The 8835-nt window shown below is 69.5% G+C and carries 14 protein-coding genes; 10 read left to right on the forward strand and 4 right to left on the reverse strand.

The window, feature by feature from the left end:
• The first annotated feature begins 35 nt into the window (after positions 1-35).
• On the forward strand, positions 36-458 hold the full coding sequence (locus ACFX43_RS12260) for a PPOX class F420-dependent oxidoreductase (RefSeq protein ID WP_378821119.1): 423 nt from the start codon (positions 36-38) through the stop codon (positions 456-458).
• 64 nt (positions 459-522) lie between these two features.
• On the opposite strand, the gene ACFX43_RS12265 is transcribed toward ACFX43_RS12260, so the two are convergent.
• Complete coding sequence (locus ACFX43_RS12265; protein ID WP_378821121.1) at positions 523-942, reverse strand: SPW repeat protein; 420 nt, start codon at positions 940-942, stop codon at positions 523-525.
• A gap of 150 nt (positions 943-1092) precedes the next feature.
• Between ACFX43_RS12265 and ACFX43_RS12270 the strand changes: the two genes are divergently transcribed.
• The 6 genes from ACFX43_RS12270 (at position 1093) to ACFX43_RS12295 (ending at position 4612) form a co-directional block, all read left to right on the forward strand.
• Positions 1093-1458, forward strand: coding sequence for an MmcQ/YjbR family DNA-binding protein (locus ACFX43_RS12270; RefSeq protein ID WP_378821123.1), 366 nt, complete (start codon positions 1093-1095; stop codon positions 1456-1458).
• Between the two features lie 84 nt (positions 1459-1542).
• Positions 1543-1818: a Fe-S cluster assembly protein HesB gene (locus ACFX43_RS12275; RefSeq protein ID WP_378821125.1), complete on the forward strand. Its 276-nt coding sequence runs from the start codon at positions 1543-1545 to the stop codon at positions 1816-1818.
• 96 nt (positions 1819-1914) lie between these two features.
• The gene (locus tag ACFX43_RS12280) at positions 1915-2664 is read left to right on the forward strand and encodes a VOC family protein (protein ID WP_378821128.1); all 750 of its coding nucleotides are present in this window, start codon (positions 1915-1917) and stop codon (positions 2662-2664) included.
• A gap of 9 nt (positions 2665-2673) precedes the next feature.
• On the forward strand, positions 2674-3798 hold the full coding sequence (locus tag ACFX43_RS12285) for an endonuclease/exonuclease/phosphatase family protein (protein ID WP_378821130.1): 1125 nt from the start codon (positions 2674-2676) through the stop codon (positions 3796-3798).
• A gap of 98 nt (positions 3799-3896) precedes the next feature.
• Positions 3897-4088 carry a hypothetical protein gene (locus tag ACFX43_RS12290; protein ID WP_160023619.1) on the forward strand — a complete coding sequence of 64 codons (192 nt, stop codon included), beginning with the start codon at positions 3897-3899 and terminating at the stop codon, positions 4086-4088.
• Complete coding sequence (locus ACFX43_RS12295) at positions 4085-4612, forward strand: MauE/DoxX family redox-associated membrane protein (RefSeq protein ID WP_160023621.1); 528 nt, start codon at positions 4085-4087, stop codon at positions 4610-4612. The genes ACFX43_RS12290 and ACFX43_RS12295 overlap by 4 nt, the downstream gene beginning before the upstream one ends.
• Here the strand turns inward: ACFX43_RS12295 and ACFX43_RS12300 are convergent.
• Complete coding sequence (locus ACFX43_RS12300; RefSeq protein ID WP_378821135.1) at positions 4567-5037, reverse strand: GNAT family N-acetyltransferase; 471 nt, start codon at positions 5035-5037, stop codon at positions 4567-4569. The two genes, ACFX43_RS12295 and ACFX43_RS12300, sit on opposite strands and share 46 nt — an antisense overlap.
• A gap of 185 nt (positions 5038-5222) precedes the next feature.
• On the opposite strand from ACFX43_RS12300, the gene ACFX43_RS12305 reads away from it, so the two are divergent.
• A complete protein-coding gene (locus tag ACFX43_RS12305) occupies positions 5223-5951 on the forward strand; it encodes a peptidylprolyl isomerase (RefSeq protein ID WP_378821138.1) in 729 nt (242 codons plus the stop codon).
• 105 nt (positions 5952-6056) lie between these two features.
• Here ACFX43_RS12305 and soxR read toward each other — a convergent pair whose 3' ends face one another.
• Positions 6057-6530 (reverse strand): redox-sensitive transcriptional activator SoxR, encoded by a 474-nt coding sequence (soxR, locus tag ACFX43_RS12310; protein WP_378821140.1) that lies wholly within the window; start codon positions 6528-6530, stop codon positions 6057-6059.
• Positions 6531-6591: 61 nt separating this feature from the next.
• Here soxR and ACFX43_RS12315 point away from each other — a divergent pair, with 61 nt between their 5' ends.
• Together ACFX43_RS12315 and ACFX43_RS12320 are read left to right on the forward strand one after the other, a co-directional pair.
• Complete coding sequence (locus tag ACFX43_RS12315; protein WP_378821142.1) at positions 6592-7290, forward strand: SDR family NAD(P)-dependent oxidoreductase; 699 nt, start codon at positions 6592-6594, stop codon at positions 7288-7290.
• Complete coding sequence (locus ACFX43_RS12320; protein ID WP_378821144.1) at positions 7287-8348, forward strand: S-adenosylmethionine:tRNA ribosyltransferase-isomerase; 1062 nt, start codon at positions 7287-7289, stop codon at positions 8346-8348. The genes ACFX43_RS12315 and ACFX43_RS12320 overlap by 4 nt, the downstream gene beginning before the upstream one ends.
• 13 nt (positions 8349-8361) lie before the next feature.
• Here ACFX43_RS12320 and ACFX43_RS12325 read toward each other — a convergent pair whose 3' ends face one another.
• Positions 8362-8799, reverse strand: a complete 438-nt coding sequence (locus tag ACFX43_RS12325) for an OsmC family protein (protein WP_378821145.1) — start codon at positions 8797-8799, stop codon at positions 8362-8364.
• Positions 8800-8835: the final 36 nt, after the last annotated feature.

The following is an 8835-nucleotide window of genomic DNA, read 5'->3' on the forward strand; positions in this document are numbered from 1 at the left end:
CACACGGGCGACGCCCGACGAGGAGGCGCTTCACCATGACGTTCGACGCACACGAGCTGCTGGCCACCACCCGCCACGGGATCCTGGCCACGATCAAGGCCAACGGCCTGCCACAGCTCTCACCCGTGTGGCAGTTCTACGACCGCGAGCGCAGCGAGATCCTGATCTCGACCCGGGAAGGGCTGGTGAAGACCAAGAACCTCCGCCGTGACCCGCGGGCGGCGATCGAGGTCGATGGCCCCGGAGGGCGGTCCTGGGCGACGGCCGAGGGCACGGTCACACTGACCGGGCCCGGCGCCTCGCTCGACAGCCCAGAGATCGACGCGCTCGTCGACTACTACCGACGGGGCGCCGGCGAGCACCCCGACTGGGACGAGTACCGCCAGGTGATGGTCTCGGACCGCCGGGTGCTCATCACCATCGCGGTCACCAAGGTCTACGGCGCCGACATCGGCTGATCCGGCGGGCGGAAGGCCGGCCGAGCGCTCCTCGCTCGGCCGGTCGGTGACGGTTCCGCGGGGGTTACCTACGCGGATTGAAAAATGTGCCGAACCCGGCCGAGCCGAGTCCGCACAGCATGATGATCGCTCCGACGATCACGTTGGAGGCGATCATTCCACCGGTGGTGTCGACACCGTTCATGAGCCACGGCGAGACGATCGCCCATGCACCCATGAACGGCACGGTCCAGGCCAGACCGTGTGTGCGGCCGAATGCCGACGCGAACCCGAGCGCCAGCAGAGCGACAGCGAGGCCGATGATCAGGTTGCTGACCATCAGTGGTGATGCCGTGGTGTTGAAGCCCACGACCCACGGCGATATGGCCAGATATAGACCGGCCATCATCGTGACACCGTCGACCACCTGAGCAGTGGCGGAGGACCCGGTCAGATCGAACCGGTCCCGGAGTGCCGCGATGTCGGGATGTTCCTGAATGGACATGTGTTCAGACGACATTTTGAATTCACCTCCTCAGCCCAATGCCAAAGGAAGAACGACTGTCCTCGCGACCATTCTAGGCCCGCGAAGCGGCAATTGACCCGACTGAAATCGCGGCCCCTCGCAGCCCCAGGCGGTGGCAACATGGTCGCCATGGACGTGACGTTGCTGCAGGCCTACTGCCTCGCCAAGCCAGGCGCCTGGCCGGACAACCCGTGGGATCACGAGCACCCGGTGATCAAGGTCGGCCCGGGTGAGCGCGGCAAGATCTTCGCCTTCCTCGGCGACGTGAAAGTCGGGCTGAAGTGCGGGCCGTCCCGGGAGATCGCCGACGAGTGGCTGCTGCGCTATCCCGACGATGTGACCGTCACCGGCTACATCGGCCGCTCGGGCTGGAACGACCTCGCCTGGGGCGGCTCGATCCCGGACGAGGAGATCCTGGAGGCGGTCGACGAGTCGTACGCCACGGTCGTCTCGAAGCTCCCGAAGAAGCTCCGTCCGGAGGGCTGGGACGCCTGAGCGCGGCATGCCGGGCTTGAACGAGGCCGATCTGTGAGGAATGGTGGAGCGGGTACTCCGTACCCAACCATGGAAGATCTCGACATGCTTCAGCTGACCGAGAACGCCACCACCATCGTCCGCTCCATCTCCGAGCAGGCCCAGGGCGCCGGCCTCCGGCTCGCCTCCGACGCAGAACCGGACGGCGCATTGAGCGCCGCTCTCGTCCCGACCGCCGAGGCGGAGGACCAGGTCATCGAGCAGGAGGGTGCGCGGGTCTTCCTCGACCAGGGCGCTGCCGCCGAGCTCGACGACAAGGTCCTCGACGCCGGGATGGACGCCTCCGGCAACGTCCAGTTCGGGATCTCCCAGCAGGGCTGATCCCGTGCTACGCCGGGGTGTGCCGCAGTCGCGGTGCACCCCGGCGTACGTCGTTTTCGGCCACATCCGCGTTGTCGCACGCGTAGGGTCGCGGACATGAGCACCACCGGCGCACCTGCCTGGTTCCACCTCTTCCTCGACGTCCCACGGGAACGATGGGAGGAGGCGGTCGGATTCTGGTCCGCGGCGACCGGATGGGCGATCTCGCCGCCGAGGGGAGAGGACGGGCAGTTCGTCACGCTGGTGCCGCAGACGGGCGATTCCTGGCTCAAGATGCAGGCCCTCGACGACGGCGAGCCACGGATCCACGTCGATCTCGATGCCGCCGACCGTGAGGCTGCGGTGGAGCGGTCGGTGTCGCACGGAGCGAGTCCGGCATGGACGTACGACGGGGTTCCGGTGATGCGCTCCCCCGGCGGCATGCTCTTCTGCCACACGCTCGATGAAGGCTCGCAGCCGCGCTTCGCTCGCTCGGAGCCGGAACGGGTGCTGGACCAGGTGTGCATCGACATCCCTCGCTCCCGCTGGGACCAGGAGGTCACCTTCTGGGCCGCGGTCACCGGACGCACTCCGGAACCGGCCAAGACCCCCGAGTTCGTACGCCTCGCCGACCCCGATCCGCACGGCGGGCTCCGGATCCTCCTGCAGCGGCTCGAGGACGAGGACGGTGAGGTCGGAGCGCATCCCGACCTCGCGGTCGCCAACCGTGCCTCGGAGACCTGCCGTCACGAGGCGCTCGGCGCCGACACGGTCGGCGTCTTCGAGTGGTGGACGGTGATGCGCGCGCCGTACGGGCAGATCTACTGCCTCACCGATCGCGACCCGGTGACCGGCCGCGTCCTCTAGCCTGGAGAGATGCGCCTCGCATCGTTCAACGTCGAGAACCTCTTCGCCCGGCCGAAGGCGATGGATGCCGAAGAGGCTGATGCCACGACGCGACGAGCGGTCCTGACCGCTCACGCCCGCGTCTCCACTCTTCTCGCTCAGCCCGGCTATCAGGGCGATGAGCAGGAGATCCTGGACAACCTCGAGAAGCTGGGGCTTCTGAAGAGCGACGAGGGCGAGTTCGCGCGGCTGCGGAAGATGCGCGGCAAGCTGCTCAAACGCCCGCGCTCGGGGCCGGTGCAGCTGGTCGCGCAGGGGCGCAACGACTGGGTCGGGTTCGTCGAGCTCAAGACCACCGCTGTCGACGAGGTCGCCACCGAGAACACCGCGCGCGTCTTCGCCGAGCTGCGGGCCGAGGTCGCGGTCGTCGTCGAGGCCGACGACCGGCCGGGGCTGCACATGTTCTCCCAGACGCTCCTGCCGGAGGTCGGAGCCGAGGCGTACGAGCAGGTGATGGTCGTGGAGGGCAACGACGAGCGCGGCATCGACGTCGGCGTCATGGTCGGCGACGGCTATCGCCTGGTGCAGCTGCGCACCCACATCTTCGACCGCGACGAGGAGGGCGTGATCTTCTCCCGCGACTGCTGCGAGTATCACCTCGACGCTCCCAGCGGCGCGCGGATCGTGGTGCTCGCCAACCACTTCAAGTCCAAGGGCTACTCGGAGAAGGGCGACCCTCTCGGCGCCAAGCGGCGCGGGAGGCAGGCGAAGCGGGTCGCGGAGATCTACCGGGGACTGCTCGAGGAGGGGATCGAGCACGTCTGCGTAGCCGGCGACCTCAACGACTCCCCCGCCAGCGAGTCGCTGAAGCCGCTGCTGTCCGTCGAGGGACTCGCCGACGCCAGCGAGCACGAGCACTGGGACTGGAACCACCGCCGCGGAACGTACGGTTCCGGCAACGAGGACGCCAAGATCGACTATCTGCTCCTCTCCCCCGCGCTGCGCGCGAAGCAGACCGGTGGTGGCGTCTTCCGCAAGGGCGTGTGGCACGGGCCGCGGACCAAGGATCCCTGGGACCTGTTCCCGACGCTGACCGCGGAGCAGCACGCCGCCTCCGACCACGCCTGTCTCTACGCCGACTTCACCGACCTGTGACCCTCGGAGTCTGAGAAGTCGGCCCGCGAGCCTGAAGATGCGCTGAAGGCGGGCGTCCTGGCGGTGGTTGTGGGCCTCGGCTGTGGCACGCTGGCGATGTGAACGAGGTGTGGTACGTCGTCGGGCTGGTCGCGGTCTCCGTGGCCGTGCTGGCGCTCGGGGTGTGGTTCGTGCGGCGTGAGATCAGGGACGAGGTCTCGCCGGCGCCGTTGCTGTGGGCCGGCTACGCGGTCGTGGCGGCGTTCGTCGTCTTCGGCGTCCTGCGCACCTCCTGGGTGGTGCTCTCATGAGGACGCGCGCTGATCTGTTGGGCTGGATCGGTCTCGCCGGCCGTCTCTACCTCGGTTTCGTGTTCCTCGCCGCCGGGCTTGCGAAACTGCCCGAGCCGGCGATCACCGAGCAGGCCGTGCGCGGCTACCAGCTGCTGCCGTGGCAGCTGGCCCCTGCGTACGCGATCGCCATGCCGATCGCCGAGATCGTCCTCGGCGCGCTGCTGATCCTCGGGCTGTTCACCCGGACGGCGGCGGTGGCGACAGCACTCGGCCTGTGCTCGTTCCTCGTCGGGATCACCTCGGCCTGGGCGCGCGGGCTCAACATCGACTGCGGCTGCTTCGGGGGCGGCGGCGCCTCGGCCGACCCCGCCTATCTCGCCGACACCCTCCGCGACCTGGGCTGGCTCGCGATCGCGGTCTACCTGATCGTCGTACGCCGCACCAAGCTCGCTCTCGACGACCTGCTGTTCCGGCGGGACGCCCCACCGGTCGACGACTACAGCGAGAGCTCGAAGAAGACCGAGTTGGGATCGAGCACGTAGCTGCCGAAAGGCGGGCGCTCGGTGAAGCCGTTGCCCGCGTAGAGGCGCCGGGCGGGCTCGTAGAACCCTTCGGTGCCGGTCTCCAGAAGCACCCGGCGACCACCGCGTGACCTGGCCTCGGCCAGCAGGTGGCGCAGCATCGCGGTCGCGACGCCGCGGCCACGGGCGGCGGCCGTGGTGCGCATCGACTTGAGCTCGTAGTCACCCTCGCCGAGCGACTTCAGCGCGCCGCAGCCGACGAGCTCGGTGCCCTCCCAGGCCGACCAGAACGCGATCTCGGGCACCTTCAGTGCCTCGAGGTCGAGTGCGTGCACCGACTCGGCCGGCGTCACCGAGTACATGTCCTCGAGATGGTCCTCCAGGAGCCGGATCACCTCGGGCCGGGTCAGGTCGTCGAGCTCGAAACGCAGGGAGAGCACAGGCACGACTGGAGGCTATCCGAGCCCCTCCCCTGTCGTGGCGAGTGGGTGCGGTGGGGCTGGTGCAGTATCGCGGCTGACAACCAAGGTGTGCGATAGTGCGTGGCCCCAACGCTGGCAGGAGATGCCTCCGGCATCGCCACGCGGGGTCCGTCGCGGGATCGTTCGGACCGCTCCCCTAGCATCTGGGCATGCCTTCTCGTGCACTCCCGGCCGTTGCCGCCGCTGCCCTGCTCCTGACGCTGTCCGCATGTGGTTCCGACGATGGCGGGTCCGGTTCCGGCGAGGCCACGGAGAGCAAGGGCCCGAAGTCGAGCGAGTCCAGTGACTGGAAGTCGATCGTGAAGCCCGGCTCGACGAGCTGTGACTACGTCGAGGACCCGATGGGTGCCTCCAAGGAGGTGGACCAGCCGGAGAAGACCGCGCAGTACACCGGCAAGGTCGCCGCCACCATCAACACCTCCGTCGGCCCGCTCGCGATCACCCTCGACGCCGACAAGGCGCCCTGCACGGTCAACTCGTTCCTCTCGCTGGCCTCGCAGGACTACTACGACGGCACCAGCTGCCACCGCCTCGGCAACAACCCCGGCTTCGCGCTGCTGCAGTGCGGCGACCCGACCGGCCAGGGCACCGGCGGCCCGGGCTACACGATCCCCGACGAGTTCAAGGACACCGACACATTCCCCGCCGGCACCCTCGCGATGGCCAACACCGGCCAGCCCAACTCCGGTGGCAGCCAGTTCTTCATGGTCTTCGGCGACACCCAGCTCGAGCCCGCCTACACCGTCTTCGGCACTCTCGACGAGGCCGCCATCAAGACCCTGCAGGAGGTCGGTGAGGCCGGCGTGGCCGAGGCAGGCCCCGACGGCACCGGCGCCCCCAAGACGCCCGTCGAGTTCGAGACGATCACCGTCGGCTGACCCAACCCTGCCGAGGCGTCACGTACGTCGGGCGAGTTGGCGCGTACGTGACATCTCAGCCGACCTAGGCGACGCCTCGGCCGACGGGGGTGACGCCTCGGCTGGTCAGGCGCGGCGGCGGGGTGGGTCGCGGCGCAGGACCTTGGGGAGGTACGCAGCACCGGCGCTCTGGGCCGCCGCGGCGTCGTCGGGATTAGAGATGCGGCAGCGCTGGAGAGAGAGGCAGCCGCAGCCGATGCAGGAGTCGAGGTTGTCGCGGAGACGCTCGAGGGCGTGGATCTGCTCCTCGAGACGGCGGCGCCAGTGCCTGGACATGCGCGCCCAGTCGGCCTTCGTGGGCGTGCGGTCGCCCGGCAGGCAGTCGAGCTCGGCCTTGATCTCGTCCAGGGAGAGCCCGACGTTGGCGGCGGCCCTGATGAAGGCGAGCCGACGCAGGACGCTGCGCTCGAACGTACGCTGTCCCCCGGCCGATCGCTCGGCCTGGATCAGGCCCTGGCTCTCGTAGTAGCGCACCGCGGAGGCGGCGTAGCCGCTGCGCCGGGTCACCTCGCCCATCGTGAGCAGGTCGTGGGTGTTCATCTCGCTCTTTTCTGTCACAGCCCTTGATCTCAAGTTCACTTTAGGTTGAATCCTAGGGGGCATGAACAGATCAGACAACGAAGTAGCCGTCATCACCGGCGGCTCCGCGGGGCTGGGACTCGCCCTCGCGACCTCCCTCATCGACAAGGGCTGGAGCGTCGTCACCGACGCCCGCGACGCCGACCGTCTCCATGCCGCCCTGCCGGACAGCCCCCGGGTGACGACGCTGAGCGGCGACGTACGCGACCTCGACCATCAGGACGCCATCGCGGCGGCGGTCGCCCGCCACGGGCGCCTGGACCTGCTCGTGCACAACGCCAGCGAGCTCGGTCCGATGCTGCCGCTGGCCGAGGTCCCCGAGAGCCTCTTCTCCAGCGTGCTCGAGACGAATCTGCTCGCCCCGTTCTCGCTCACCCAACGGCTCCTCCCCTACCTGATCGCCTCGCGCGGCACCCTCGTGGGCATCTCGAGCGACGCGGCGGTCGAGCACTACCCGACCTGGGGAACGTACGCAGCGAGCAAGGCCGCGCTCGACCACCTGATCCTCACCCTCGGCGAGGAGAACGGCATCCGCGCGTACGCCGTCGATCCCGGCGACATGCGCACCGCGATGCATCAGGCCGCCTTCCCCGGTGAGGACATCTCCGACCGGCCGCTGCCGGAATCGGTCGTTCCGCACCTGCTCGCGCTGCTCTCGAGCGAACAGCCGTCCGGGCGCTACCGCGCCACCGAACTCGCATCCGTAGGAGCAACCCGATGACCATGCTCGCCGAACGACCGACGACCACGTTCCCCTTTCCCGACGAGACCACTGCTCCCGCGCCCGCGGAGTGGCGCGGCATCGAACGCGACGGGGTGCGCCTTCTGGTGGCGTCCCCGGGCGGCGTACGACATGCCCGGTTCCGCAACCTCGCCGATCACCTCTCCCCCGGCGACCTGGTCGTGGTCAACGACTCGGTGACCGAGGCCCGCCAGCTCGACGCCGACCTGATCGGGCGCGGACGGGTCGTGCTCCACCTCGCCCAGCGCCTCGACACCGGCTGGGCCGTGGAGCTCCGTTCTGCACCTGACGCCTCCCGGTCGGTGCTTGACGCCGCCGAGGGGGACGTGGTCGTGACCGCCGGCCTACGGGTGACCCTCCTCGAGCCGTACCCGGACGGTCGTCCCTCCTCCCCCACCGGCGAGGGCAACCGGCTGTGGCGCGCCCGGGTCACCGGCGACGTGGCCGCCGAGCTCGAGCGGGCCGGACGCCCGATCGCGTACGGCTATCTCGACCGGCGCTACCCGCTCTCCGCCTACCAGACGGTCTTCGGGCACCGCCCCGGGAGCGCGGAGATGCCCTCGGCGGCGCGCCCGTTCACCCACCCGCTGGTCACCGAGCTGGTCACGCGCGGCATCCAGGTCGCGCCCATCACCCTGCACACCGGCGTCTCCTCCCAGGAGGCCGGCGAAGCCCCCGGCGCGGAGTGGTTCGAGGTCTCCGCGACCACGGCCCGTCTGGTGGAGCAGACCAGGTACGCCGGTGGCCGCGTCGTCGCGGCCGGCACCACCGTCACCCGCGCCCTCGAGTCGGCGGTCATCCCTGCGACCGGCGCGGTCAGAGCGGCGAGCGGCTGGACCGACCGGGTCATCACGCCGGCCAACCCGCCGTACGTCGTCAACGGGCTCATCACCGGCTGGCACGACCCTCAGGCCAGCCACCTGCTGCTGGTCGAGGCCGTCGCCGGCCCCGAGCTCACCCAGGCGGCCTACGACGCCGCCGTCGCCGACGGCTACCTGTGGCACGAGTTCGGCGACTCCGCCCTCCTGCTCCCCTGAGCGCCGAGGCGGGCTAGGAGAGGGCGCCCTCTCCGTAGGTCACCGGGGTGCCGACGGCGACGGTGCGGCCGACGGTGCACAGGCGGGTCTCGGACTTCTTGATCGCGTCCGGGAGGACCTTGCGGGCGGCATCGCCGGCCTCACCCTCGGGGAAGGTGATGTCGAAGGTGACCGACAGATCGACGAGGCGGTTGCCCTGCTCGTCGCGGATCTTGGTGCCCGCGGCGAGCGCCTCGAAGGTCTCCATCGGGGAGCGCTTGCCGGTGATGAAGTCGACGTCCAGGGCGCTGCAGCCGGCCAGGGCGGCGAGGAGCAGCTCGACCGGGGTGAAGTCGGGGTCGTCGCCGTGGCCGATCACCACGGAGGCGCCGCGCGCGTTGGTCGCACGGAAGCGGTGCTCGCCGATCTTCTCCAGAGATACCGAGCGCAGGTCTGCAGCAGAGTCAGTCATGGGGAAAGAGTGCCATCCGCCCGTTAGCCTGTGCGA

It is taken from the genome of Nocardioides sp. YIM B13467, assembly GCF_042788075.1.
Classification (GTDB): Bacteria; Actinomycetota; Actinomycetes; order Propionibacteriales; family Nocardioidaceae; genus Nocardioides.